The sequence below is a fragment of the Methylobacterium sp. Leaf466 genome, from assembly GCF_001425565.1.
Lineage (GTDB): Bacteria > Pseudomonadota > Alphaproteobacteria > Rhizobiales > Beijerinckiaceae > Methylobacterium.
In genome coordinates this window covers 38,340-62,281 of record NZ_LMRC01000023.1, presented here as the reverse complement: position 1 = coordinate 62,281, position 23,942 = coordinate 38,340, and the positions used below count along the sequence as shown (strand labels likewise).

At 70.1% G+C, this 23,942-nt stretch carries 22 protein-coding genes; 12 read left to right on the top strand and 10 right to left on the bottom strand.

The features are described from left to right. Positions 1–552 precede the first annotated feature (552 nt). From parC to ASG59_RS09925, 4 genes are read right to left on the bottom strand one after another with little or no spacing between them, the layout of a single operon-like run. Positions 553–2,802 (bottom strand): DNA topoisomerase IV subunit A, encoded by a 2,250-nt coding sequence (gene parC / locus ASG59_RS09940; protein ID WP_056408670.1) that lies wholly within the window; start codon positions 2,800–2,802, stop codon positions 553–555. Positions 2,803–2,847: 45 nt separating this feature from the next. Beyond that, positions 2,848–3,588 (bottom strand): DNA repair protein RecO, encoded by a 741-nt coding sequence (recO, locus tag ASG59_RS09935; protein WP_055879401.1) that lies wholly within the window; start codon positions 3,586–3,588, stop codon positions 2,848–2,850. A 2-nt stretch (positions 3,589–3,590) separates the two neighbouring features. Beyond that, a complete protein-coding gene (locus tag ASG59_RS09930; RefSeq protein ID WP_056408667.1) occupies positions 3,591–4,055 on the bottom strand; it encodes a YaiI/YqxD family protein in 465 nt (154 codons plus the stop codon). Next, positions 4,052–5,149, bottom strand: coding sequence for an adenylate/guanylate cyclase domain-containing protein (locus ASG59_RS09925; RefSeq protein ID WP_055879394.1), 1,098 nt, complete (start codon positions 5,147–5,149; stop codon positions 4,052–4,054). Before ASG59_RS09925 ends, ASG59_RS09930 begins: the two co-directional genes overlap by 4 nt. Positions 5,150–5,370: 221 nt before the next feature. Here ASG59_RS09925 and ASG59_RS09920 point away from each other — a divergent pair, with 221 nt between their 5' ends. Together ASG59_RS09920 and ampC are read left to right on the top strand one after the other, a co-directional pair. Further along, a complete protein-coding gene (locus tag ASG59_RS09920; protein ID WP_056408664.1) occupies positions 5,371–6,210 on the top strand; it encodes an aldo/keto reductase in 840 nt (279 codons plus the stop codon). A 712-nt stretch (positions 6,211–6,922) separates the two neighbouring features. Further along, positions 6,923–8,095 carry a class C beta-lactamase gene (gene ampC, locus ASG59_RS09915; protein WP_056281423.1) on the top strand — a complete coding sequence of 391 codons (1,173 nt, stop codon included), beginning with the start codon at positions 6,923–6,925 and terminating at the stop codon, positions 8,093–8,095. A 323-nt stretch (positions 8,096–8,418) separates the two neighbouring features. On the opposite strand, the gene ASG59_RS09910 is transcribed toward ampC, so the two are convergent. Together ASG59_RS09910 and ASG59_RS09905 are read right to left on the bottom strand one after the other, a co-directional pair. Continuing rightward, complete coding sequence (locus ASG59_RS09910; protein WP_056408662.1) at positions 8,419–10,587, bottom strand: transglycosylase domain-containing protein; 2,169 nt, start codon at positions 10,585–10,587, stop codon at positions 8,419–8,421. Positions 10,588–10,804: 217 nt separating this feature from the next. Then, positions 10,805–11,059, bottom strand: coding sequence for a PilZ domain-containing protein (locus ASG59_RS09905; protein WP_055879381.1), 255 nt, complete (start codon positions 11,057–11,059; stop codon positions 10,805–10,807). A 202-nt stretch (positions 11,060–11,261) separates the two neighbouring features. Between ASG59_RS09905 and ASG59_RS09900 the strand changes: the two genes are divergently transcribed. The 7 genes from ASG59_RS09900 to ssuD all read left to right on the top strand — a co-directional run bounded on the left by ASG59_RS09900 (position 11,262) and on the right by ssuD (position 17,532). Continuing rightward, positions 11,262–11,579, top strand: coding sequence for a hypothetical protein (locus ASG59_RS09900; RefSeq protein WP_055879378.1), 318 nt, complete (start codon positions 11,262–11,264; stop codon positions 11,577–11,579). A gap of 130 nt (positions 11,580–11,709) precedes the next feature. Continuing rightward, complete coding sequence (locus tag ASG59_RS09895) at positions 11,710–12,756, top strand: putative sulfate exporter family transporter (protein ID WP_056408887.1); 1,047 nt, start codon at positions 11,710–11,712, stop codon at positions 12,754–12,756. Positions 12,757–13,084: 328 nt separating this feature from the next. After that, positions 13,085–13,666 (top strand): FMN reductase, encoded by a 582-nt coding sequence (msuE, locus tag ASG59_RS09890; protein ID WP_056408659.1) that lies wholly within the window; start codon positions 13,085–13,087, stop codon positions 13,664–13,666. Then, the gene (locus ASG59_RS09885; protein WP_056408657.1) at positions 13,663–14,622 is read left to right on the top strand and encodes a sulfonate ABC transporter substrate-binding protein; all 960 of its coding nucleotides are present in this window, start codon (positions 13,663–13,665) and stop codon (positions 14,620–14,622) included. Before msuE ends, ASG59_RS09885 begins: the two co-directional genes overlap by 4 nt. Continuing rightward, a complete protein-coding gene (gene ssuC / locus ASG59_RS09880) occupies positions 14,619–15,410 on the top strand; it encodes an aliphatic sulfonate ABC transporter permease SsuC (protein WP_056280580.1) in 792 nt (263 codons plus the stop codon). Before ASG59_RS09885 ends, ssuC begins: the two co-directional genes overlap by 4 nt. An 84-nt stretch (positions 15,411–15,494) precedes the next feature. Then, positions 15,495–16,328 carry an ATP-binding cassette domain-containing protein gene (locus ASG59_RS09875; protein ID WP_056408655.1) on the top strand — a complete coding sequence of 278 codons (834 nt, stop codon included), beginning with the start codon at positions 15,495–15,497 and terminating at the stop codon, positions 16,326–16,328. A gap of 40 nt (positions 16,329–16,368) precedes the next feature. After that, positions 16,369–17,532, top strand: coding sequence for an FMNH2-dependent alkanesulfonate monooxygenase (gene ssuD / locus ASG59_RS09870; protein WP_056408654.1), 1,164 nt, complete (start codon positions 16,369–16,371; stop codon positions 17,530–17,532). Between the two features lie 8 nt (positions 17,533–17,540). Here ssuD and ASG59_RS20905 read toward each other — a convergent pair whose 3' ends face one another. The 3 genes from ASG59_RS20905 to ASG59_RS09860 all read right to left on the bottom strand — a co-directional run bounded on the left by ASG59_RS20905 (position 17,541) and on the right by ASG59_RS09860 (position 21,157). Next, positions 17,541–17,717 (bottom strand): hypothetical protein, encoded by a 177-nt coding sequence (locus ASG59_RS20905; protein ID WP_165700231.1) that lies wholly within the window; start codon positions 17,715–17,717, stop codon positions 17,541–17,543. Next, a complete protein-coding gene (locus ASG59_RS09865) occupies positions 17,714–18,826 on the bottom strand; it encodes a PepSY-associated TM helix domain-containing protein (protein WP_056408652.1) in 1,113 nt (370 codons plus the stop codon). Before ASG59_RS09865 ends, ASG59_RS20905 begins: the two co-directional genes overlap by 4 nt. A 111-nt stretch (positions 18,827–18,937) precedes the next feature. Next, entirely contained in the window at positions 18,938–21,157 is a 2,220-nt protein-coding gene (locus tag ASG59_RS09860; RefSeq protein ID WP_056408885.1) for a TonB-dependent siderophore receptor, read from the bottom strand. 278 nt (positions 21,158–21,435) lie between these two features. Between ASG59_RS09860 and ruvC the strand changes: the two genes are divergently transcribed. Beyond that, positions 21,436–22,017, top strand: coding sequence for a crossover junction endodeoxyribonuclease RuvC (gene ruvC / locus ASG59_RS09855; RefSeq protein ID WP_055879358.1), 582 nt, complete (start codon positions 21,436–21,438; stop codon positions 22,015–22,017). Between the two features lie 12 nt (positions 22,018–22,029). Here ruvC and ASG59_RS09850 read toward each other — a convergent pair whose 3' ends face one another. Continuing rightward, a complete protein-coding gene (locus ASG59_RS09850; protein WP_055879355.1) occupies positions 22,030–22,650 on the bottom strand; it encodes a YceI family protein in 621 nt (206 codons plus the stop codon). A 90-nt stretch (positions 22,651–22,740) separates the two neighbouring features. Between ASG59_RS09850 and ruvA the strand changes: the two genes are divergently transcribed. Together ruvA and ASG59_RS09840 are read left to right on the top strand one after the other, a co-directional pair. Beyond that, complete coding sequence (gene ruvA / locus ASG59_RS09845; protein WP_056280564.1) at positions 22,741–23,358, top strand: Holliday junction branch migration protein RuvA; 618 nt, start codon at positions 22,741–22,743, stop codon at positions 23,356–23,358. A gap of 268 nt (positions 23,359–23,626) precedes the next feature. Beyond that, on the top strand, positions 23,627–23,884 hold the full coding sequence (locus tag ASG59_RS09840) for a (2Fe-2S)-binding protein (RefSeq protein WP_055879349.1): 258 nt from the start codon (positions 23,627–23,629) through the stop codon (positions 23,882–23,884). Positions 23,885–23,942 lie beyond the last annotated feature (58 nt).

Sequence of the window (23,942 nt, the reverse complement as noted above, 5' to 3'; positions counted from 1 at the left end):
CATTCAACTCGCGCCAAGAAGGGCTAAAACTAGAACGAGCACCAAGGCCCAGAAGATCAAACCTATCCAGGCTGACATAGTAGCCGAACATAGAAGTGAGCCTTCCTTGGTCTGCTGAAAGCCGAACCAATTAAACCCGAGTTTGTTCGAAAGAATGTCGTCCGCCGTTATGATCCCTAGACTTATGGTTGGGAGAAGCCACCGAGCGGTCCGATGCCCGACCCATTCAAGCAGCACATCGAAGATCAACATATGCAAGTCTCAGAAAATCGCACCCTTCGGCTCCGGTGACGCACCACCAATAGAGTAGCGGACGGCAGTTCTCCACCCATCGCGGACGGTGGGCGTGGGTACCATCTGTCAGATTTCCACCACTAGCACGCCAATTGCTCTTAAGGATCAACGGTGCTCTTGAGGGTCAAAGGCGGGACGTTCGCTTCAGGGCGAAGAGTCAACGTCGGGTTCCCAACCCACACCGGACGTCCAAAGCACCTCCCAAATGTAGACCCTCCACACCGGCAAAATCGCTGCCGCAGCGACGTCACCTCACCCTCACTTCCCGAACCGCTCGAACTTCGGAAAGCTGCGCGTCATCAGCGTGCCGGCGTCGGCGCGGTGGCCCATCCAGCGCTCCAGGAGGGCGGCGTTGGCGAGGCGGGGCTGGCCGCCGGCGTCGCGCCAGGGCAGGCCCTCGGCCAGGGTGAAGACGCAGGCGTCCGACAGCGTGGTCTGGCGGCAGCGTTGCAGGCGCACGCCCTTGCCGCGCACGAGTTCGGGCATCTCGGTGATCGGAAACACCAGGAGCAGCCGGTCGGCGCTGCACACGGCGACGTGGTCGCCGGTCTGTGCGGGCACCAGCAGGGCGGCGGTGGCGGGCGCGTCGAGGCCCATCACGCCCTTGCCCTTGCGGGTGTTGGCGACGAGGGCATCGGCCGGCGCCAGGAAGCCGCGCCCGTCGCTGGCCGCCACCAGGAACCGGCCGCCGGGCTGGTAGGGCAGGGCGGCGACGATCTCGGTGCCGTCGTCGAAATCCACCATCAGGCGGATCGGATCGCCGAAACCGCGCCCGCCGGGCAGCTTGGCCGCCTCCAGGGTGAAGACCTTGCCGTTGGAGGCCAGCACCAGGATCTTGGCGGTGGTCTCGGTGGGAAAGCTGAGCTTGAGCGCGTCGTCGCCCTTGAAGGCGACCCCCGACAGGTCGGTGACGTGGCCCTTGAGCGCCCGGATCCAGCCCTTGGTGGAGACGATCACGGTGATCGGCTCGCGCTCGACCATGGCGGAGGCGAAGTCGATGCCGGCGGTGTCGGGCGGGTTCTCCAGGGTGGTGCGGCGGGCCCCGAGCTTGGTCTCGGGGCCGAAGGTCTTCTTCACCGCGCGGATCTGCTTGGTGATGTCGGACCATTGCAGCTTGTCCGAGCCGAGCAGCTCGTCGAGGCCGTTCTTCTCCTTGGTGAGGGCGTCGCGCTCGCGCTTGAGCTCCATCTCCTCGAGCTTGCGCAAGCTGCGCAGGCGGGTGTCGAGGATGGCGTTGGCCTGCACCTCGGTGAGGTCGAATCGCTTGATCAGGGCGGGCTTGGCCTCGTCCTCCTCGCGGATGATGCGGATGACCTCGTCGAGGTCGAGGTAGACGACGAGCAGGCCGCCGAGGATCTCGAGGCGCCGCTCGATCTGGCCGAGGCGATGGCGCGAGCGGCGCTGGAGCACGACGCGGCGGTGGTCGAGCCATTCGCGCAGGGCTTCCGCCAGGCCGATCACCCTGGGGACGAGGCCGCCCACCAGCACGTTCATGTTGAGGGGCACGCGGGCTTCGAGCTCGGTGAGCCGGAACAAAGATTCCATCAGGATGACCGGATCGACGCTGCGCGAGCGCGGCTCCAGCACCACCCGCACGTCCTCGGCCGATTCGTCGCGCACGTCGGCCAGCAGCGGCAGCTTCTTCTCCTGGAGGAGTTCGGCCAGTTTCTCGATGAGCCGCGCCTTGGGGATGCCGTAGGGGATCTCGGTGACGACGATGGTCCAGGTGCCCCGGCCGAGGTCCTCCTTGGCCCAGCGGGCGCGCACGCGAAACCCGCCGCGCCCGGTGCGGTAGGCCTCGGCGATGGACTCGGCGGAATCGATCAGGATGCCGCCGGTGGGGAAGTCCGGCCCCTTCACGAAGGTGAGGAGCTGGCCCGAGGTCGCCTCCGGGTGCCCGATCAGGTAGAGGGCCGCGTCGCAGAGTTCGGCGGCGTTGTGGGGCGGGATCGAGGTCGCCATGCCCACCGCGATGCCCTGGCTGCCGTTGGCGAGCAGGTTCGGGAAGGCCGCCGGCAGGACGATGGGCTCCTCCTCCTGGCCGTCGTAGTTCGGCCGGAAGTCGACGGAATCGTCGTCGAGCCCCTCCATCAGCAGGCGCGCGACCTCGGTCATCCGCGCCTCGGTGTAGCGCTGGGCGGCCGGGTTATCGCCGTCGATGTTGCCGAAGTTGCCCTGGCCGTCGACGAGCGGATAGCGCTGCGCGAAGTCCTGGGCCATGCGCACCAGGGCGTCGTAGGCGGCGGTGTCGCCGTGGGGGTGGTACTTGCCGATGACGTCGCCGACGATGCGGGCGCATTTCTTGAAGGCCGAGGTCGGGTCGAGCTTCAGGAGCCGCATGGCGAACAGGATGCGTCGGTGGACGGGCTTGAGCCCGTCGCGGGCGTCCGGCAGCGCCCGGTGCATGATCGTGGAGAGCGCATAGGCGAGGTAGCGCTCTTCCAGCGCCGACTTCAGTTCGACGCTCTCGATGCCGTCGCCGGATCGCGGCTCGAAGGGTTGGCCCATCAGGGACTCCGGGGCGTGTGTTTCACGTGGAACATAGCATGAACATCAACGGTCCGCGGCTTTGCCGAGCGCGACGAATCGCGCCCGCTCCTCCGGCGGCCTCAGGCCGCGCGGTCCCCAGACGTGCTGGTCGAGGAAGTATCCCGTCAAGGTAAACCCCTCCGTAACGGATCGCGCGTCGGGGGCTGCGATGCGCGCGTCCTCGCCGCGTGCGCGCAGGAAGGCCGGCAGGGCGAGCAGTTTTTCGCGGTAGGGCTCGCCGGCCGAGGCGCTGACGGCGCGTCCGCTGCGGGGCGAGACGTAGATCAGGGCGTCGTTGCCGCCGGTGGCGGCGCAGGCCGACAGGTCGAGGCCGAAGCCGAGTTCGGCGAGCATGGCGAGTTCGAACCGCACCATCAGGATCGGCGCCACCACCTCGTCCTGGAGGTGCGCCAGCAGCACCTGCGCCGCCGCGTAGAGGTCGGGATGGGGGTCGCGCTCGGGCAGCAGCCGCAGCAGGGCGGTCATGTGGCCGATGCCGTAGAGGGCCAGCGCCGACCCGATCAGGTTCAGGCCGGTGGCGGCGATCGGTTCGACCGCGAAGGCGCCGAGACTCTGGTCGAGGCGTGCCCGCCAGGTCACCCGGACGTGGTTGCCCGGCTGCAGCACCGGCTGCATCCGCCGCGAGCGGCCGCCGTGGACGAGGCCGAGGTGGCGGCCGTGGCCGGGCGTCAGCACGTCGAGGACGATGGCGGTCTCGCCGTTCCGGCGCAGGCCGATCACAAGCCCTTCGTCGGTCCACTGCATCGTCAGCCAAAGCCGCCGCGCTTCAGGCGCACCACGGTACGGTCGAGGGCGCCGAGGTAGGCCGAGCGGTCCCGCGCCGAAAAGGGTTTGGGCCCACCGGTGATGGCGCCGGCCTCGCGCAGGTCCTGCATCAGGTTGCGGGTGGCCAGCGCCATGCCCACGGAGTTCTCGCTGAACGGCTTGCCGGTGGGGGCCAGCACCTCGGCGCCCGCCTTCACGCAGCGGCTGGCCAGCGGCACGTCGGAGGTGATCACGATGCTGCCCGGCCGCGCCCGTTCGGCGATCCAGTCGTCGGCGGCGTCGAACCCGTCGGAGACCACCACCCGCTCGATCCAGTCGGCTCGGGGGAGCTGCATGTAGCTGTTGGCGACCATCACCACCCGGAGGCCGTAGCGTTCGGCGACGCGGTAGGTCTCGTCCTTCACGGGGCAGGCGTCGGCGTCGATGTAGACGACGATGGCGCTCATCGGGCCGAGGCCGCGATCCGGGAGGGGACGACCTCCTCCGCCCGCCCCTGCGCCGCGATCGCCTCCGGCTGGGCGGGGGCGCCCCGCTCGAGGGTCGAGACGCTGAGCGGGGCGCCGCGCCCGCGCAGGGCATGGGCGCCGAGCGAGCGGGCGCTGATGCCCGGCGGCAGGCCGCCCAATCGTGCGAGCAGGTCGTCCGAGATCAGGATCTCGGTGCCCAGCGGCCGGCACAGGGTCTCGATCCGGGCGGTGACGTTCACGGTGTCGCCGAAATAGGCGATCTTGTGCCGGTCGACCCCGACTTCGGCCGTCACCACGGAGCCGCCGTGGAGGGCGGCGCGCAGGCGCGGCACGGTGCCGAAGCGGGCCTTCCAGATCTCCGCCTCCGCCTCCAGCCGGTCGAGCACGTCGAACACGCAGGCCACGCAGCGCCCGCGCTTGAGGCCGCGCTCCATCGGCCAGGTGATCATCGCCATATCGCCGATGTAGTCGTCGGTGGAGCCGAGGTTGCGTCGCACCGGCTCGGCCATGGCGGCGAAGATGGCGCCGAGATAGGCCTGGGCCTTGAGGTCGCCGTGGGTCTCGGCGAAGGCGGTGGAGCCGACCACGTCGAGGAACAGGAAGATGCGCTCCTCGCGCACCGGCCGGTGGTACCGCCCGACGAGGAAGTTCACGAACACCTCGCCCCCGATGAGGTCGCGCATGCGGATCACGAACACGAGCAGCGCCGAGACGGCCAGCGAATAGGCCAGCACCCGCGGGGTGATCCGCACGGCGTCGGCCAGGCTGTCGTGGGTGAGCCCGAGGGCCCAGACCACGACGCCGCCGACGGCGATGCCCAGCGCGATCATCAGGACGTAGGCGATCTCGGCCGCGGGCACGTAGAACCAGGCCGGGAGCCGGCGCATCCGCGCCTGGAGGCCGGCCAGGATCAACCCCCGGTCGAAGGCCAGCACGGTGCCGCCGACGGCCAGGCCGTAGGCGAGGCCGGCCAGCGGCGTCGCCCCGGCGGCGAACAGCATGTTGTAGAGCAGCCCCGCCCCGCCGCAGGCGAGGAGGATCACGACCCAGAACCAGCGGTGCTGCGGCAGCATCAGGACACCGCCCGAGCGGGCCGGGCCCCGACGCGTGCGCCGCCCGGCCGGCCGTCGCGACGTTGGAGCGGGGCGGGCAATCTCACGGTCGGTCCTCGGTGATGCTGCGATACGCCGCCCTGTGCGTTGCATCCAAGCCGGTTCCTTGATCACCGGCGCATGATGGCGTGAATAAGGCCGCGGGGCGTCCCGGGGTCGGCGATGGACGGAGCCTTGAACCGATGGCGGAACGGGAATTCGGACGGGGCGGACCGCGCGTCCCGGTGATCGGGCAGGGCACCTGGGGCATCGACGCGGGCCCGCGCGACCAGGCGGTGGCGGCGCTGCGGGCCGGGCTCGACGCGGGCCTGACCCATATCGACACCGCCGAGATGTACGGCGGCGCCGAGGCCATCGTCGGCGAGGCCATCGCCGGCCGGCGCGACGCGGTCTTCCTGGTCTCGAAGGTGGTGCCGGACCACGCCACCCGGGCCGGCGTGGTGAAGGCCTGCGAGGCCTCCCTCGGGCGCCTGGGCACCGACCGGCTCGATTGCTACCTGCTGCACTGGCCCGGCCGGCATCCCCTGGCCGAGACCATCGCCGGGTTCGAGGACCTCAAGGCGGCCGGCAAGATCCTGGCCTGGGGCGTGAGCAATTGCGATGTCGCCGAGCTCGACGAGGCGTTGAAGATCGCCGGCCCCGGCGTGATCGCCTGCAACCAGGTGCTGTACCACCTCGGGCAGCGGGCGATCGAGCATGCGGTGATCCCCTGGTGCCGGGCCAACGGCGTCGCGGTGGTGGGCTACTCGCCCTTCGGCAGCGGCTCCTTCCCGCGTCCCGCCACCACCGGCGGCCGCGTCCTCGCCAAGGTCGCCGCCCGCCACCGCACCACGCCCTACGCCGTCGCCCTGGCGTTCCTCACCCGGCTCGAGGGGGTGTTCACGATCCCCAAGACCGCCCGGGCGGACCGCGCCGTCGAGAACGCGGCGGGCGCCGCGCTGGTTCTGGACCGGGACGACCTCATGGCCATCGACGCGGCTTTTCCGCGTGGGACGCAGCCGCGTAGTTTGCCGATGCTTTAGGGTGAAGCTCGATCGGTGTGGCGGCCGAGCGACTGGAATGGGTGGCAAACGGACCTCAGCCCTTCGGCCAGAAGCAGACATTCCGCCTCCAAGCGAACATTGCGGTTGCGAGCGCCATTTTTCTGGTTGGCGGAACAGCTAACAAGGTACGTAAACAGGGCCGCCGTAACACGACTTCGATCGGCTAGGGTCAAGGGAGGATGCGTTGTCGCGATCCGGGTTCCGACCACTCGTATTCGACGTTGAGCAACCGGATACGATAAAAGCGAGGATCAAGGTCGCGATAAGGTTTTTTCGCATCGTCTTCTCCCCATTTTTGGCGAGTATTGCGCGGAAAATGATACGGGTCTGCTGCGTACAAAGCACATACACGAGCTTTGTCGGGTGGGCTGATCGGCTCCAGGCGTTAGGGCTGCTCCAGCCAAGCGCCCGAAAGCGGAATGTCCTGACTTCAAGGAAGGGTCGGAGGCGGAACGTCCGTTTCAGGGTGAAGGGTCGGGGTCCGCTCCCCACCTAACCCGGCCATCGAGCAAACGGACGGGTCCCGACCCTGAGCAGACCTTGGCCCCTTGGTGCTGGTCGTTCTTCCATCCACGCCAGGGCCAAAGACGTTCAGGTCAGGGTCGAGAAATCGCCCTTTGTGGTGCCTCTTCAGACCGGGCATACGCGGCCTGCTCGTGAAGGAGGGCCCACCTTGAACGCGGATCGATCGATGGTGCTGACGGCACGCAGGTATCTGCGCCTGCTTGCGCTCCCCCTCTTGCTTCTGGGTTCAGCTTCTGCGCTAGCGGAAGGGCTGGACAAGAGCCGCATCGACGCCGCGGCCCGCACCTTCATGGAACGCACCAGTGCGCCCGGACTAGCTGTCGGCATCGTGACACCAGATGGCGCGAAGGTGTTCTCCTATGGCGTCGCCTCGATAGAGACTGATACGCCCGTGGACGAACGCACACTGTTCGAGGTCGGGTCAATCAGCAAGACCTTCACCGTGGCGCTGGCCTCCTACGCCGCGGAGATCGGGGCACTTCAATGGGATGCCGCACCCGGCCGATACATCCCCGAATTGAAGGATAGCGCCCTCGACCGGGTGTCTCTCCTCAACCTCGCGACCCACACGACCGGGGGTATGCCGCTACAATTACCCGATGACGTGAGGACCGACGCCGATCTCATTGCCTACTTCCGCACGTGGACACCGCCGTCGCCGCCGGGGAGCGTGCGCACCTACGCCAATCCCAGCATCGGTCTGCTCGGCGTGGTGACGGCCAGCGCGATGAAGGGCCAGTTCGCCGCGCTCGTGCGAGAGCACATCACGGGCCCGCTCGGACTTCAGCACACCTTCCACGACATTCCCGAGGGCGAACAGGCAAACCACGCCCAGGGCTACACGCGAGACGGCAAGTTGGTCAGGGTCTCGATGGCTCCTCTCGCCACCGAAGCCTACGGCGTTCGCACGACAGCGCATGATCTGCTGCGATTCGTGGAAGCGCATCTCGGGCGGATCGAGATGAGCCCCACGATGCGACGTGCGCTCTCGGCGACTCAGGTCGGTCAGTTCCAGGCCGGACCGATGACGCAGGCGCTGATCTGGGAGTGGTATCCACTCCCGGTCTCGGATGATGACCTCATGGTCGGCAACGGTGACGCGATGGTGCTGAAGCCCACTCCGGTCACGCGCCTCAGCCCGCCGCAGGCACCGCCTGCCGACAGTCTCGTCACGAAGACGGGAGCCACCAACGGGTTCGGGGCCTACGTGGCCTTCATCCCAGGCCGCAAGATCGGGCTTGTGCTGCTGGCGAACCGCAACCATTCGACAGCCGTGCGGCTCACCCTCGCCAAGCAAATCTTCGCGGCGCTGAACATCCAGGGGATCCCCGCTCAGTAGATGGCGCGGAAGCCAATCCTCAATGTTGGCTTTCCACCCGACCCGGACGTAGCTCATCCCCACCAAGCCGCCGCGAAGCGGACCTTCCGATGGTCTGCGAAGGGTCGCAAGCAGCCATCGCAGAGGCAACCTGATCGAGGTCAGATCCTCAGGCGCTGCGCCGCCGCCCTTCCGCTTCGACGGGATGGCTTATACGGTTTCCGCTTGGATCGAGCGGGAACCGCATCACCGAGCCCGCGCGGCGCCTGAGCGAAGCCCATGTCCGCATCACGAAGTGATCAACCGGAAGTGGTATTACTGCGTAGAAGCGCATCGCCCCGCCGCTACTCCCCCACCCCGAAAAGCTTCTCCAAAAAGTTGCGGTCGTCCTGGCTCGGGCCGCGGGCGCGCTGGTTGGCGGCGGCGACCTTGGCCGGGGCGGGGGGCTGTTCGCCGAGCAGGGCGCCGATGAGGCCGCCCGGCGTGCTGCCGGTGACGGCGGGCGCCTCGGCCGGGCCGCGCTGGCGCCAGCGGCCGGCGCCCGGCAGCATCGTCGGGCTCTGGCCCTTGAGGGCGGTGGTCATGTAGGTCTTCCAGACCTCGCCGGGCAAATTGCCGCCCGAGACCTTCTTCGTTGGCTCGCCGTCGTCGTTGCCGAGCCAGACGCCGGTCACCAGGGTCGCGGAATAGCCGATGAACCAGGCATCGCGAAAATCCTGGCTGGTGCCGGTCTTGCCGGCGAGATCCCAGCCGGGGATCTCGGACTTCCTGGCGGTGCCCGAGACGAAGGTCTCGTGCATCATCGCGTTCATCATCGAGACGGCGTTGGGCTCGATCACCCGGCCGAGGCCGCCCTCGGGGCGCTTGTACAGCACCTTGCCCTCGGCCGATTTCACGCTCGACACCACGTAGGGAATGACGCCGGTGCCGCCGTTGGCGAAGGCGGCGTAGGCGCCCACGAGTTCGAGCGGCGTCACCTCGGAGGTGCCCAGCGCGATGGAGCCATTGGCCTGGAGCGGTGAGGCGATGCCGAGGCGTTGGGCCGTCTGCACCACCGCCTTCGGGCCGACCTCCTGGCCGAGGCGCACCGCCACGGTGTTGAGGGAGAGGGCCAGCGCCTCGCGCAGGGACACCGGACCGCGATAGTCGCGAGAATAGTTCTCGGGCGACCAGCCCTTGATGCTGACGGGCGAATCGTCGCGCACGCTGTCGGGGGAGAGGCCGCGCTCCACCGCCGCGAGGTACACGAACGGCTTGAACGCCGACCCCGGCTGGCGCTTGGCGGTGGTGGCGCGGTTGAACTGGCTCAGGGCGTAGTCGCGCCCGCCGATCAGCGCGCGGATCGCCCCGTCGGGCTTCATCGAGACCAAGGCGCCCTGGGCGACGTTGTAGCGTGCGCCCTTGAGGGTGAGCTCGTCCACCAGGGCCTTCTCGGCCGCCCCCTGGAGGCCGGTGTCGACGGTGGTCTGGACGACGATGTCGCTCTCGAACTTCGGCACGTAGTCGTCGAGGACGTCGATCACGAGGTCGGCGACGTAGTTGGCCGAGCCGCCCCCGCCCGAGCGCGCCGGCCGGGCCGGGTTCGCCAGGGCCAGCTTCACGTCGGCGGGCTTGGCGAAACCCAGGTCCTCCATGGCGGCGAGCACCTGGGCGGCCCGCGCCTGGGCGGCGGGCAGGTTGCGGTTGGGTGCGAGCCGCGAGGGCGCCTGCACGAGGCCGCCGAGCATGGCGGCTTCCGCCAAAGTGACGGCCTTGGCCGGCTTGCCGAAGTAGCGCTGCGCCGCCGCCTCGACGCCGTAGGCGCCGGCCCCGAAGTAGACCCGGTTGAGGTAGAGTTCGAGGATCTCATCCTTGGTGTAGGTGTGCTCCAGCCAGAGCGCCAGGATCGCCTCCTGGATCTTTCGCGAGGCGGAGCGTTCCGGGGTCAGGAACAGGTTCTTGGCGAGCTGCTGGGTGAGGGTCGAGCCGCCCTGCGAGACGCCGCGGCGGGTGACGTTCTGCGCCATGGCGCGGGCGATGCCGACGGGGTCGACGCCCAGATGCGAGTAGAACCGCCGGTCCTCGATCGCCACGAAGGCGCGGGGCAGGGTGGGGGGCAGTTCCTTGATGCTCACCACCCGGCCGCCGGTCTCGCCCCGGTTGGCCAGCAGCGAGCCGTCGCTGGCCAGGATCGCGATGTTGGGCGGGCGCTTGGGCACCTTGAGCTGGTCGATCGGCGGCAGGCGCGAGGCGTGGTAGGCGATGAGCCCGGCCAGCCCGATCACGCCCCACAGCCCCAGTACGACGCCGGCATAGACGATCCGCCCGAGGAAGGAGCGACGGCGCCGCCCCTTCTTGATGGCCGGGGTCCGGCGCGGGGAAGGCTTCATGTCCGGCTTATCCCTGCGCCCGGCCCCGCCGGCGCGATCGTCCCGCGACAGGCGCAGGTCGAGCCGCGACGAACCGGGATGGCGTCCCTCCGGCACGTCGAAATTCGGTTCGCCCCTGTCGCCGCGTCCGCGTCCATTCGCCATGCGCCTTCGTCGTCCCCCCGAAAGGTCTCGCCCCGACAGGTCTCGCCTCGAAAGGTTCGGCCGGATCGGCGCCGCGACGGGCCGGGGCGCGAGCCCCCCGATGCCGCATCGCGCGCCGAATGGACCCGCAGACGCAGTGGTAAATGCGGCAGGTTTAAGGGGTCTTAAGCATCCGGTTCCCGAGGCTCGGGCCGGGCGGACGACCCGCGCGGGCCGGTCAGAGCGGTCGCTGGCGGAAGTGCGCGCCGATGGTCTCGTCGTCCCGCCACGCCACCATGCAGATCCGGGCGCCCTCGATGCAGGGCGCGGTGAGGACGAAGGTCTGCGGCACCGCGTCGGTACCCGGCAGCGTCAGGCGAACCCCCGACTGGGAAAGGTCGTAGACGATGCAGGGCAGGGAGGTGTGTTCGTCGACGGCGATCGAACCGACCTCGTCGAAACGGGAGCGCGGGGACTGGCGGCGGTCGAGCATGTCGAGGATCCTGTCGCGTCTGATCCTCAGCATGTCACCCGTGCATTTAAGGAATGGCGCGGGAAAAGCGTCGTCTTGTCGGTATCATGCCGGTTCGGCCCACCCCGCGATGCGGTGGCGGACCGGGGGCTCGCGGGCCGCGAATTGCCTCGCGGCCGGGGCTTGCGGCTGCAAAACCCGGCCGTTCGGGTATAATGGGGCCATGGACAACATCATCCGCCCCACGTTCGGAGCGCCGCGCCCCGAACCACAGCGTCCCGAGCCGCGCATCCAGGTCACCACGGAGCGGGTCTACGGCGAGGCCCACGGCTACCGGGTCTGCCTCGTGCGGGGCGACGACGCCCCGGAGGGCGACGTGCTCAAGGTCGCCGTCGGGCTGACCACGGGCATGGAGGTCAGCACCGTCGCGATCCTGCCGGCGACCGAGGCCGGCGAGACCGACGCCGAGCTCGTCGCCCTGGCGGTGCTGCGGGCGCTCAGCCTCGTGGAGGTCGAAACGGTGCCGCCCCGCGGGGCCTGAGACCGGCGCCTCGCCGGCCCGATCGATCGATCTACGCGATCGAAAGCATCGCAACGTTCCATTGGAGTGCATGAGTGCGCGGTGCCATCGTGGCGTTCCGAAAGGAACGTCCATGACGATGCCGCGCCCGATGCTCGTAGTCCCCTCCGCGCCACCGTTGCGGCTGCGCCCGTTCGCCGCCCTCGGTGCCATCGCCCCCGGGCTCGGCCTGTGCCTCGCGGTGGCCGCCGCGGCCTCGGCGGCGGCCGCGCTCCAGGTCCGGCTGTGGGGGCGCCCCTGGCTCGACGCGGTCGTGCTGGCCATCCTGCTGGGAACGGCCTTGCGGTCGCTCCGGACGCCGTCGGCGCGGTGGCAGGCGGGGATCGACGTCTGCGCCAGGACGGTGCTGGAGATCGCCGTGGTGCTGCTCGGCGCCTCCCTCAGCCTGGGGACGCTGACGGCGGCGGGGCCGGGGCTGCTCGTCGGCATCGCCGGGGTCGTCGCCGTGGCGATCGCGTCGGGCTACGCCATCGGCCGGGCGCTCGGCCTGCCGCACCGCATGGCCACGCTGATCGCCTGCGGCAACGCGATCTGCGGCAACTCCGCCATCGCCGCCGTGGCGCCGGTGATCGGCGCGGACGCGGACGACGTGGCCGCCGCCATCGCCTTCACGGCGGTGTTCGGCGTCCTGGCCGTGCTCGGCCTCCCCGTGCTGGTGCCGCTGCTCGACCTGTCGCCGGAGGCCTATGGCGCCCTGGCCGGTCTCACCGTCTACGCCGTGCCCCAGGTCCTGGCCGCCACGGCGCCGGTCTCGCTGGCGAGCGTCCACATCGGCACCCTCGTGAAGCTGGTGCGCGTGCTGATGCTCGGCCCGGTGGTGCTGGCTCTGTCCCTGCGCACCGGCGGCAAGGGCCGGCCGAACGGCCTCCCGATCCGCCCCCTCGTGCCTTGGTTCATCCTGGGCTTCCTCGCCCTGGCGGGCCTGCGCTCGGCCGGGGCGATCCCCGAGCCGGCGCTGCCGCCGATCGCCGACGGTGCGGCCTATCTGACCGTGGTCGCCATGGCGGCCCTGGGGCTCGGCGTCGACATCCGCGTCGTGGCCGGCGCCGGGCCAAGGGTGACGCTCGCCGTTGTCGGCTCGCTCCTCGTGCTCGTCGCCCTCAGCCTCGGGCTTCTGGCCATCCTGGGAATCCACTGACCGAAGCGACAGCGCGCTGCGGATTCGCCTCCACCGCGTTCTTTTTAGCGAACGCTATGCCCTTGGATCAGACGGTGGTTTTCGTCGGTGCTGTGGCCGATGACCGGGATGGCGTCACGTTTTCCTCGGTTTCGGGAGAAAGTTCTGGCGGATCGCCGCCCGGGATATCAGCGCTCTCCCAAACGGCGTTCTTTCGAAAGGACGTTTCATTGACGGTGAAGCGGGACCTCGCGACAATCGGGGCCATCGAGACGCGGGCGAGCGGCGGCGTCGCCGACGCCCCGGTCCGTCCCGACGTCGTCCCGTTCCAGTCCGAAAGGCACGCCCCGTGGCCCGTCCCAGACTCGTCGGCTTCAGTGCCAACATCCAACGGCCCTCCAAGACGCGCGCCATGGTCGAGGCGATCGCCGACCGCGCGGCGGGGGAGGTCGCCCTCGACGTCCGCCTCTTCGACATGGTCGATGCCGGCCCCGCGCTGGGATCGGCCTGGTCGCGCGACGCCCTGTCCCTGCCCGCCCGGAGGATCGTCGAGGCCATCGAGGAGGCCGATGCCCTCGTGGTCGCCTCGCCGGTCTACAAGGGCGCCTACACCGGCTTGTTCAAGCACCTGTTCGACCTCGTCGGGCCGGACGCCTTGATCGACACGCCCGTGGCGATCGCGGCCACCGGCGGCGGCCCCCGCCACGCCCTCGTCGTCGAGCACGCCTTCCGTCCGCTGTTCGGCTTCTTCGGCGCCCAGACGATCCCCACCGCCGTCTATGCCAGCGACGCGGACTTCCAGGACGGCGTGCTGCGCGACGACGGCGTGATCCAGCGCGTCGCGGACGCGGGCGGGCAACTCGCCCGCGCCATCCTGAGCCGGTCCGCCTCCGTCGAGGACAGCCTCGCGCTCCGGAGCGCCGCGCGATGATCGACCGGCGCCTCCTCCTCGCCATGGGCCTGTCGGCGGCCGCGGCCTCGCCCCTGCGGGCCGCCGAGACCGGCGTCCTCCGCATCGGCTACCAGAAGAACGGCATCCTCGTCGTCGCCAAGCAGCAGGGGGTGATCGAGGCCCGCCTGAAGCCGCTCGGGGTCACCGTGCGCTGGTCGGAGTTCTCCGCCGGGCCGCCGCTCCTCGAGGCGCTCGGGCTCGGCAGCATCGATCTGGGCCAGACCGGCGACGCCCCGCCGGTCTTCGCGCAGGCCGCCGGCGCCAACCTCGTCTATGCCGCCGCACAGCCCGGCGGCGGCTCGGGTTCGGCGATCCTGGTGGCCGCCGCTTCGCCGATCCGCACGGTCGCCGACCTCAAGGGCAAGCGCGTCGCCTTCGCCAAGGGGTCGAGCGCCCACAACTTCATCGTCGTCGCCCTCGAGAAGGCGGGGCTCGGCTACGGCGACATCGAGCCGGTCCATCTCACCCCCGCCGACGGGGCGGCCGCCTTCAGTCGCGGCGCCGTCGACGCCTGGACCGTGTGGGACCCGTATTTCGCCATCGCCGAGCGGGCTCCGACCACCCGCATCCTCCAGCGCGTCTCGGACCTGATGGAAACGCACAACTACTTCCTGGCCAACGCCGACACCGCCCGGCAGCAGCCGGCGGTCCTCGCCGCCGTCCTCGACGTGCTGGCGGAGGTCGCTTCCTGGTGCGAGGCCAACCGCTCCGAGGTCGCCGCCGCCCTTTCCAAGGTGACGAACGTGCCCCTCGACGCCTCGCAGCGCGCGGTCGAGCGCATCCGCTTCACCATCGCGCCGATGGCGCCGGGAACGATCGCCGACCAGCAGCGGGTGGCCGACCGCTTCCACGGCCTCGGGCTCATCGCCAGGCCCGTCCGCGTCGCGGACGCGGTCTGGACTCCACCCGCCGACGCCAGGTTCGGCCGAGGATGAGCGCCGTGTCGTTCCCTCGCCTGCGCGTTCACGCGGCCCGCTTCGTACCTTGGCTGGTGCCGGCGGCGATCATCCTCGGCTGGCAGGCCGCGGCCTCGACCGGGCTCGTCTCGACCCGGTTCATGCCCGCCCCCACCGACGTCGTCGCGGCCGGCTGGCAGGCGGGACGCAGCGGCGAGCTCTGGACCAACCTCTGGGTCAGCTTCCTGCGCGCGGCGAGCGGCTTCCTCGTCGGCGGGACGATCGGGTTCGCCCTGGGCCTCGCCAACGGCCTGTCGCAGCTCTCCGAAAAGCTCACCGACACCACCCTGCAGATGGTGCGCAACATCCCGCACCTGTCGCTGATCCCGCTGGTCATCCTGTGGTTCGGCATCGACGAGGAGGCCAAGCTCTTCCTCGTGGCCATTGGCGTGTTCTTCCCGATCTACGCCAACACCCTGCACGGCATCCGCTCGGTGGACCCGCAGCTGGTGGAGATGGGGCGGACCTACGGCATGTCGCCCCTGACCCTGTTCCGGCGCGTGGTGCTGCCCGGCGCCCTGCCGTCGATCTTCGTGGGCCTGCGCTACGCGCTCGGCATCATGTGGCTGACGCTGATCGTGGCCGAGACGATCTCGGCCTCCTCGGGGCTGGGCTACATGGCGATGCAGGCGCGCGAGTTCATGCTCGTGGACGTCGTGGTGCTGGCCATCGTGATCTACGCCCTGCTCGGCAAGATCGCCGACACCCTGACGCGGGTCCTCGAGCGCACCTTCCTCGCCTGGAACCCGGCCTACCGGACGATCTGACGACGCGATGCCGGGCGGCGCGTGCCCGCCCCAGCCGACACAAGCCCCCTTCTCCTCGCCTCGACCAACAGCCGGACCCCGTCCATGACCGCAACGACCCTGTCGCGCACGATCGACGCACCGACCGTCCGCACGGCCCCCCGTCCGCAGGAGACCGGGCCCGCGGCGTCGGCCACCGGCGTCGCCGTCACCCTGCGGGGCCTCGCCAAATCCTTCGGCGGGCACCGGGTGATCGAAGGGCTCGACCTGCACATTCCGGCCGGGCAGTTCGTGGCCGTCGTCGGGCGCTCGGGCTGCGGCAAGAGCACCCTGCTGCGTCTCGTCCTCGGCCTGGAGCAGCCCAGCGCCGGCCGCATCGCGTTCGACACCGCCGGGGCCCTGCGCGCACCCACCAAACGCATCATGTTCCAGGAGCCGCGCCTGCTGCCCTGGGCCAAGGTGGTCGACAACGTCGCGGTGGGCCTCGGCGAAGGCGTCCCGCGGGCCGAGCGCCGCACTCGGGCGCAGGCGGCCCTGGCCGAGGTCGGCCTGACCGAGAAGGCGGGCAACTGGCCCGCCACCCTGTCCGGCGGCCAGCGCCAGCGCGTCGCCCTGGCCCGGGCCCTCGTCAGCCGGCCCGGCCTGCTGGCCCTCGACGAGCCGCTCGGGGCGCTGGACGCCCTCACCCGCATCGACATGCAGGACATGATCGAGCGGATCTGGCGGGCGCAGGGCTTCACCGCGATCCTCGTGACCCACGACGTCGCCGAGTCCGTGGCGATGGCCGACCGCATCCTCGTCGTCGAGGACGGCCGCATCGCCCTCGACCTCACGGTGGACGTCCCCCGTCCGCGGCGGCGGGGCGACGCCGCCCTGGCGGCGCTGGAGGGCCGCATCCTCGATCACTTGCTGCGTGAGCGCGCGCCGGCTCGCACCTGAGCTCGCCGCGCGTTCCCGGCCACCCCAACGGAGAATCCCCATGACCGCCGAGACCGACGTCCTCTGGTTCCTGCCCACCCACGGCGACGGCCGCTACCTCGGAGCCCAGGAGGGGGCGCGCGCCGTCACGCAGTCCTACCTCCGGCAGATCGCGCAGGCGGCCGACGAGCTCGGCTACTACGGCGTGCTCCTGCCCACCGGCCGCTCGTGCGAGGACTCCTGGGTGGTGGCCTCGTCCCTGGTACCGCTGACCAAGCGCCTGCGCTTCCTCGTGGCCGTGCGCCCGGGCCTGCAGGAGCCCGCCATGGCCGCGCGCATGGCCGCGACCCTCGACCGGATCTCGGACGGGCGCCTCCTCATCAACGTGGTCACCGGCGGCGATCCGGTCGAGCTGCGCGGCGACGGCGTCTTCCTCGACCACGACGAGCGCTACGTCGTCACCGACGAGTTCCTGCACATCTGGCGCGGGCTGATGGCGGGCGAGACGGTCTCCTTCGAGGGCAAGCACCTCAAGGTGGAGGAGGGCCGGGTGATCTTCCCGCCCGTGCAGAAGCCGTATCCGCCGCTGTACTTCGGCGGTTCCTCGCCGGCCGGCATCGCGGTCGCCGCCGAGCATTGCGAGGTCTACCTCACCTGGGGCGAGCCCCCCACCGGTGTGGCGGAGAAGATCGCGAAGGCGCGTGAGGCGGCGGACCGGAAAGGAAAAACCTTCTCCTACGGCATCCGCCTCCACGTCATCGTGCGCGAGACCGAGGGCGAGGCCTGGAATGCCGCCGAGAACCTGATCTCGCGCCTCGACGACGCCACGATCGCCAAGGCGCAGGCGACCCTCAAGCGGCAGGATTCGGTGGGCCAGAGCCGGATGATGGCCCTGCACGGCGGCGACCGCACCAAGCTCGAGGTCTCGCCCAACCTCTGGGCAGGGGTCGGGCTCGTGCGCGGCGGCGCCGGCACGGCGCTGGTCGGCTCGGCCGATCAGGTCGCCGACCGGATGAAGGAGTACATCGATCTGGGGATCGATCGCTTCATCCTGTCGGGCTATCCCCACCTGGAGGAAGCCTATCGTTTCGCCGAACTGGTCTTCCCCAAGCTCCCCCTGCGCGCCACCACCGGCGTGCCCGCCAGCGGCGCGCGCAACGACGGCCCGTTCGGCGAGGTCATGGCCAACGACATCGCCCCGAGCCGGCGCATCGCCGCCCACTGAACGGCAACTCAGCCGGGGCGGCGGCGCCTCGCGAAGCGCAGGAGGTGCCACGCCAGGAGCAGCAGCGGCACGCCCAGGGCCAGCCAGGAGATCGGCGGACCGGCCTCCTCGAACAGCAGCGCACTCAGGAGGCCCGCCACGGTGAGGACTGCGACGAGGGCCGGGATCGCGAAGACGCGCCTCACCTCGCCTCCGCCAGGGCGAAGGCGGCGGCCCCGGCGCTACGCCGGCGGGTCCACCAGAGGTAGAGGCCGCTGCCCAGCACGACGATCGCGACGATGTCGAGGGCCGCCCAGATCAGCTTGAGGGGCATCCCGCCGTAGTCGCCGAAGTGCAGCGGCTGCGACACCAGGATCGCGGTGAGATACCACGGCAGGGTCCGGGTGTCGGCCACGGCCCCGGTACCGGCATCGAGGAGCACCGGCTGGAGCAGCTTCGAGGTCAGCGGCGTCGAGCCCTTCAGGAACACGCCGTAGTGGCGGGCAGTGCTGAAGCCGCTGCCGGGGAAGGCGATGAAGGCCGCCTCCATGCCCGGTGCCGCCTCCCGCGCGGTGGCGAGCACGCGGTCGAGGGAAGTGTTGGCCGCCACCGCCGGCTCGCCGCGGTGGGCCTGCGTCATCGCATCGAGTTCGGTGGCCTTCCAGCGCCCGATCAGCGGTTCGGACAGGGTGTTGATGACGCCGGTGAGCCCCACCACCGCGAGCCAGGTCGCGGTGACGATGCCCATGAGGTTGTGGACGTCGAGCCAGGCGGTGCGCCGCCGCGGCCGGATGGTGCCGAAGGCCAGCCGCCGGGTGAACGGCCAGTACAGCACCACCCCCGACACGATCGCCGCCACGAGCAAAGCGCCCATCGCGCCGAGGAAGAGCTTGCCGGGTAGGCCGGCGAACAGGTCGACGTGGAGGCGCAGCACCACCTGCATCAGCGCGCTCGACGCCGGCCCGAGCTTTTCCGCCCGCGCCGCGTCGTAGTTCACGGTGATCGAGTCGTTGGGGTGGCTGCCGGCGGTCGCGTTGAGGATGACGAAGGCGAGGCCCGGCTCGTGCTCGTCCCAGCCGATGTACTGGATCACCCGGCCCGGATGATCGGCGAGCGCTCTGGCCGCCAGGGTGTCGACGGAGGCCGGGGCGCCCGCCGTGAGCGGCGCCGGCGCGGCCACCCCGAGCCAGCCGTCGATCTCGTGGTGGAAGATCAGCGGCAGCCCGGTGAGACACAGGAGCAGCATGAACACGGTCGAGACGAGGCTCGTCCAGGTATGGACGACGGCCCAGGCACGGGTGGTGGCTGGTTTCATGCGGTCACCGATATCCGCCTAGTGTGTTCACGCGGAAGGCGCTCCCCTCCCCACCAGGAGGAGAAGAGCGGCGCGAGCCAGACCACCGGATCCTTTTCTCTGCTCACCCTCTCACCAGCGGTAGCCGAGGCTGGCCGTGATGCGCCGCTGCTCGCCGTAGAAGCAGGCGGTGGCGGTGGAGCAGGACGAGACGAAGCGGCGGTCGCCGGCGTTCTGGATGTTCAGCGCCGCCCGCCAGCCGTCGCGCTCGTAATGGACCGCGGCGTCGAACAGCACGTATTCGGACACCCGCAGGGTGTTGGCGACATCGGCGAAGGACTCGCCGACGTAGCGCACGCCGCCGCCGAAGCCGAAGCCCTTCCACTCGCCGAAGGGGATCGTGTAGTCGCCCCACAGCGAGGCGAAGGTCTGCGGGATGCCCACCGGCACCTTCCCGAGGTCGAGGGTGGTGCCCTCCACCGTCTTGAGGTCGTAGCTCGTCACCGCCGCCACGACGTTCAGGCCCTCGACGAGGTTGGCGGTGAAAGAGGCCTCGACGCCGCGCGAGCGCACCGCGCCGATCTGGAGGTTGGTGAAGACGTTGGCCGGGTTGGGCGTCAGCACGTTCGAGCGCTGCAGGTCGAAGGCCGCCACCGTGAAGAAGCTGTTCCACCCCACCGGCTGGAACTTGGCGCCGACCTCGATCTGGTCGCCGCGATCGGGCTTGAACGGGTTGCCGGAAGCGTCGGTGCCCACTGTCGGGTTGAACGAGGTTCCGTAGGTGACGTAGGGCGCCAGCCCGTTGTCGAAATTGTAGATCAGGCCGAGGCGGCCGGTGAAGGCGCTGTCGTCGCCGCGCACCGCCGTGCCCGCCAGCTTGTTCACCACGTCGTTGGTGACGAAATCCTGCCGGCCGCCGATCAGGAAGGTCAGCCGCTCGGTGAGGCGGATCTGGTCCTGGGCGTAGAGGCCGAGCTGCTGCAGGTTCTGGTTGGCGACGAGGTAGGGCAGCGGCCGGGCCGAGGCCTGGAAGTAGCGCGGCGACAGGATGTTGATCGAGGGCACCGGGAACGTCGAAGCCTGGTTGTCGAACAGGCTGTAGTTCTTGTAGTCGATGCCCATCAGCACGGTGTGGCCGAACAGCCCGTCCGAGAAGCGCGCCTCGGCCTGGTTGTCCACCGCGAAGGTGCCGGCGTGCGGGGTGGTCAGGAAGCCGTAGCGGGCGAGCTCGGTCTGCGCGGTATTGGCGTAGCCGTTGCCGACGTAGCGCTGGTCCTGAACCTCGGTGAACGAATAGCGAAGGTTCTGGCGAACGGTCCAGACGTCGCTCAGATGGGTCTCGAACTCGTAGCCGACGTTGGCTTGATTGCGGCTGTAGCCGTCGACGAGGGGGTCGCTGGAGTTGAAGCGGCGGTCGATCCGGATGCCGAGCGCCTGGGGCCGGACGGTGCCGAGGTAGGGCAAGAACTGCGCGATACCGCCGGCCTCGTCGCGCTGGAAGCTCGTGAGCAGGGTGAAGGTGGTCGCCCCGTCCGGCTTATAGGTGAGGCTGGGCGCGATGTAGTAGCGGTCGTCCCCCGCCAGGGCGACGGGGGCGTCGGCCTTCTGCACCCGGCCGGTGACCCGGTAGAACCAATGACCCGACTGATCGACCGGGCCGCCGACGTCGAACGCCGCGTAGACCTGGTTGAACGAGCCGCCGCCGACCTCGACGTAGCGGAGCGGGTCGAGGGGCGGGCGCTTCGAAACGATGTTGACAAGGCCGCCCACCGGGCTGCCGCCGAACAGGGTGGCGGAGGGGCCGCGCAGCACCTCGATGCGCTCGGCGCCGAAGGCGTCGACCTTGTAGTTGGCGAACCCCGTCTGGAAGAGCTGCAGCCCGTCCCGGTACAGCCCACCCTCGGTGGCCGAGAAGCCGCGGATGATGAACCAGTCCACCCGCGGGTCCTGGCCGAACTGGTTGGCGAAGATGCCGGGCGTGTAGCGCACCGCCTCCGAGACCGTCTGGGCGGCCTGGGCGCGGATCTGCTCGGTGCCGACCACGCTGATCGACTGGGGCGTGCGGATCAGCGGCGTGTCGGTTTTCGTGGCGGTGGCGCTGGTGGTGGCGACGTAGCCGCTGACCGGACCCTTGGCCGTCTCGATGCCCCGTGGCGTGCCCGGTGTGCCGATCCCCGCCCCGCCGCGGCCGTCGCCTTCGATGCGCAACTCGTCGAGGGTGACGCTGCCGCCAGCAGGCGCGCGGGCCTCCTGCGCCTGCGCGACGCCGACGGCCAGCGGGATCGACGCCGCCAGGGCCGACCGGCGCAGGGCGCCGAGGGCCGCACGTCGCACGAGGGGGTGGGATGGCATGGGAAGGCTCCGCATTCGGCAGCCGAACGGGCTCGCGCGATCGGCGAGGGGCTCGGGCTCCGTTCTTTTGAATGAAACTAAAGTACTGTTTTAAAAGGCATTTTCGAATCGCGTTTTATGTATGCACCGCACCGAAGGCAAGCCGCGTCGCTCAGGCGTCCGGTTCGGGGCGGCCCGCCGTGACATTCGCGTATCACCCCGGTCGACTCAGGGATCCGCATCCGTTCATGATATGTTTCGAAAGACAGCGGCAGGGTCCGCGTGGCAGGGAGAGTGTGATGACCAGCCAGGCCCCGACCCGTATCCTCGGCATCGACCCGGGCCTGCGCCGAACCGGCTGGGGCCTGATCTCGGTGGTCGGGACCAAGCTCGCCTACGTCGACTGCGGGGTCGTGACCTCGGACGGCGACCTGCCGCTGGCCCTGCGCCTGCGCGAGTTGCACGAGGGGATCAGCCGGATCGTCCAGGGGTTCGCCCCCGACGAGGTCGCGGTGGAGGAGACCTTCGTCAACAAGGACGCTCAGGCGACGCTCAAGCTCGGGCACGCGCGGGCCATCGCCCTGCTGGTGCCGGCCCTGGCCGGCCTGCCGGTGTTCGAATACGCCGCCAACCTCGTGAAGAAGACCGTGGTCGGCTCGGGCCACGCCGACAAGGCGCAGATCCAGGCGATGGTGATGTTCCTGATGCCCAAGGCGGAGTTCAAGACCGCCGACGCCGCCGACGCCCTCGCCATCGCCGTGACCCACGCCAGCCATCGCGGCGCGCATGCGATCCGGCGGCGGCACGCGCCCGGCGCGGTGGCCGGGCCGGGGGCGGCGCGCATCGCGGCGGCCCTGGCCAAGGCGGTGGCGAAAGGCTGACGGGCGCCGAGGTCAGGGCGTCGGGGTCGCGGCCTTGAACTCGCCCTCGAGACGCAGGGTCACCTCGTCGCCCACCGCCGGCAGGAAGGCGGTGATGCCGAACTCCGACCGCTTGATCACCGCGCGTCCGTCGAAGCCCACCGTGTAGCGCCGGTCGATCGGGTTGACGCCGGACTGGTTGAAGGTGGCGTCGAAGGCGACGGGCCTGGTGACGCCCTTCAGGGTGAGATCTCCCGTGACGCGCGCGGTGGTGGGGCTGGTGGGCTCGATGCCGGTGCCGGTGAAGGTGGCGGCGGGAAAGCCCGCGACGGCGAAGAAGTCGGGCCCGCGCAGGTGGGCGTCCAGCGCCGCGTTGATGCCGCTGATGCTGGCCATGCCGATGGTGGCGGTGAGGCGGCTCCTGGCGGGCTCCTTCGGGTCGAGGTCGAGCTTGGCGGCCACGTCTGTGATCTGGCCGTAATAGGTGGAATACCCCAGGTGGCTGACCGACCAGGTGATCTTGCCGTGCGCCGGATCGAGGACGTAGGCCCCGGCACGGACCTTGGTGGGGTCGGCGCTCGGAGCGGCGTCCTCCTGCGCGCGGGCGCCCGCCGTGGCGAGCAGGACGAGGGCGATCACGGGCAGGCGCATCATGCGGGCATCCTCGAAGAGCGTGTCTGAGTGTGGCTGGAAGTCCTGTGGGGGTCATCTACAGGAACGTGCGGCGAGGGTAAGGGACAACGCATGATCGGCAAGCTGAAGGGCGTGGTGGATTCGCTCGGCGAGGACGTGGTGATCCTCGACGTGAACGGGGTCGGCTACGTGGTGCATTGCTCCGCCCGCACGCTCCAGCGCCTGCCCGCCGTCGGCGAGGCCGCCGCCCTGTCCATCGAGACCCATGTCCGCGAGGACATGATCCGCCTCTACGGCTTCCGGTCCGACGCCGAGCGCGAGTGGTTCCGCCTGCTCCAGGGCGTGCAGGGGGTGGGGGCCAAGGTGGCGCTCGCGGTGCTGTCCGTCCTCGAGCCGCCGGCGCTAGCCACTGCCATCGCCACGGGCGACAAGACCGGCATCAGCCGGGCACCCGGCGTCGGACCGCGCCTCGCCGCCCGCCTCGTCGCCGAACTCAAGGACAAGGCGCCGGCCTTCGCGTCCCTCGACCCCGCCGTCCTCGCCCTCGCCGGCGCCGTCGAGGACCGGACCGCGCCGCAACCGGCGGCCGATGCGGTCTCGGCCCTGGTCAACCTCGGCTACGCCCCGGTCCAGGCCTCCTCCGCCATCGCCGCCGCCCTGCGCGAGGCCGGGGAGGGCGCCGAGACCAAGGTGCTGATCCGCCTCGGCCTGCGCGAACTCGCCCGCTGACGGATTGTCGCCGGCCGGCGTCGGCCGGGTTGTGCCCGCGCCGGTATCCCTTCGTCCTGCGTCCACACCGATGCGGACCCTGCGTGCGGCTCATGGCTCGGCATGAGGGCCCCCAATCGGCTTGCGGGCCGCGCAGAGACCCGCTAAGTTGTTGAAAGAACAGTAGATTTCAATCGTTCTAAAAAGACGGGCAAGTGAATGTCGGTGCTCAGAAAAGGCCGGTCCGTAGGGGTGTCCTCCCCCGTGCGTCTCGCTTGAGGGGCCGCATATGATCGTGTGTTCCTGCAACGTCCTGTCCGACGGCGCCGTGCGCGCCTGCCTCGACCGGGGTGCCGACTGCCCGCGCACGCCGGCCCAGGTCCACGCCTGCCTCGGCTGCAGCCCCAAGTGCGGCCGATGCGCCCGCACCATCCGGGCGATCATGCAGACGGCCCTCGCGGAGGCCGCGCATACCTGCGCGACGGGTTGCGCAACCGGCTGCTCTCTGGTCAAGGTCGCACCAGCGGAGGCGGACATCGCCGCGTGAGCCGGGCCCGGCTCTCGCGGCGATGTCACGCCTCGTAGGCGTGACGCTCAGGGAGACG

What these genes read in the sequence shown, in the direction of transcription:
- parC (WP_056408670.1), bottom strand. Translation starts at nt 2,802, where the DNA reads ATGGGCCAACCCTTCGAGCCGCGATCCGGCGACGGCATCGAGAGCGTC.
- recO (WP_055879401.1), bottom strand. Translation starts at nt 3,588, where the DNA reads ATGCAGTGGACCGACGAAGGGCTTGTGATCGGCCTGCGCCGGAACGGC.
- ASG59_RS09930 (WP_056408667.1), bottom strand. Translation starts at nt 4,055, where the DNA reads ATGAGCGCCATCGTCGTCTACATCGACGCCGACGCCTGCCCCGTGAAG.
- ASG59_RS09925 (WP_055879394.1), bottom strand. Translation starts at nt 5,149, where the DNA reads ATGCTGCCGCAGCACCGCTGGTTCTGGGTCGTGATCCTCCTCGCCTGC.
- ASG59_RS09920 (WP_056408664.1), top strand. Translation starts at nt 5,371, where the DNA reads ATGGCGGAACGGGAATTCGGACGGGGCGGACCGCGCGTCCCGGTGATC.
- ampC (WP_056281423.1), top strand. Translation starts at nt 6,923, where the DNA reads ATGGTGCTGACGGCACGCAGGTATCTGCGCCTGCTTGCGCTCCCCCTC.
- ASG59_RS09910 (WP_056408662.1), bottom strand. Translation starts at nt 10,587, where the DNA reads ATGGCGAATGGACGCGGACGCGGCGACAGGGGCGAACCGAATTTCGAC.
- ASG59_RS09905 (WP_055879381.1), bottom strand. Translation starts at nt 11,059, where the DNA reads ATGCTCGACCGCCGCCAGTCCCCGCGCTCCCGTTTCGACGAGGTCGGT.
- ASG59_RS09900 (WP_055879378.1), top strand. Translation starts at nt 11,262, where the DNA reads ATGGACAACATCATCCGCCCCACGTTCGGAGCGCCGCGCCCCGAACCA.
- ASG59_RS09895 (WP_056408887.1), top strand. Translation starts at nt 11,710, where the DNA reads ATGCTCGTAGTCCCCTCCGCGCCACCGTTGCGGCTGCGCCCGTTCGCC.
- ASG59_RS09885 (WP_056408657.1), top strand. Translation starts at nt 13,663, where the DNA reads ATGATCGACCGGCGCCTCCTCCTCGCCATGGGCCTGTCGGCGGCCGCG.
- ssuC (WP_056280580.1), top strand. Translation starts at nt 14,619, where the DNA reads ATGAGCGCCGTGTCGTTCCCTCGCCTGCGCGTTCACGCGGCCCGCTTC.
- ASG59_RS09875 (WP_056408655.1), top strand. Translation starts at nt 15,495, where the DNA reads ATGACCGCAACGACCCTGTCGCGCACGATCGACGCACCGACCGTCCGC.
- ssuD (WP_056408654.1), top strand. Translation starts at nt 16,369, where the DNA reads ATGACCGCCGAGACCGACGTCCTCTGGTTCCTGCCCACCCACGGCGAC.
- ASG59_RS09865 (WP_056408652.1), bottom strand. Translation starts at nt 18,826, where the DNA reads ATGAAACCAGCCACCACCCGTGCCTGGGCCGTCGTCCATACCTGGACG.
- ASG59_RS09860 (WP_056408885.1), bottom strand. Translation starts at nt 21,157, where the DNA reads ATGCCATCCCACCCCCTCGTGCGACGTGCGGCCCTCGGCGCCCTGCGC.
- ruvC (WP_055879358.1), top strand. Translation starts at nt 21,436, where the DNA reads ATGACCAGCCAGGCCCCGACCCGTATCCTCGGCATCGACCCGGGCCTG.
- ASG59_RS09850 (WP_055879355.1), bottom strand. Translation starts at nt 22,650, where the DNA reads ATGATGCGCCTGCCCGTGATCGCCCTCGTCCTGCTCGCCACGGCGGGC.
- ruvA (WP_056280564.1), top strand. Translation starts at nt 22,741, where the DNA reads ATGATCGGCAAGCTGAAGGGCGTGGTGGATTCGCTCGGCGAGGACGTG.
- ASG59_RS09840 (WP_055879349.1), top strand. Translation starts at nt 23,627, where the DNA reads ATGATCGTGTGTTCCTGCAACGTCCTGTCCGACGGCGCCGTGCGCGCC.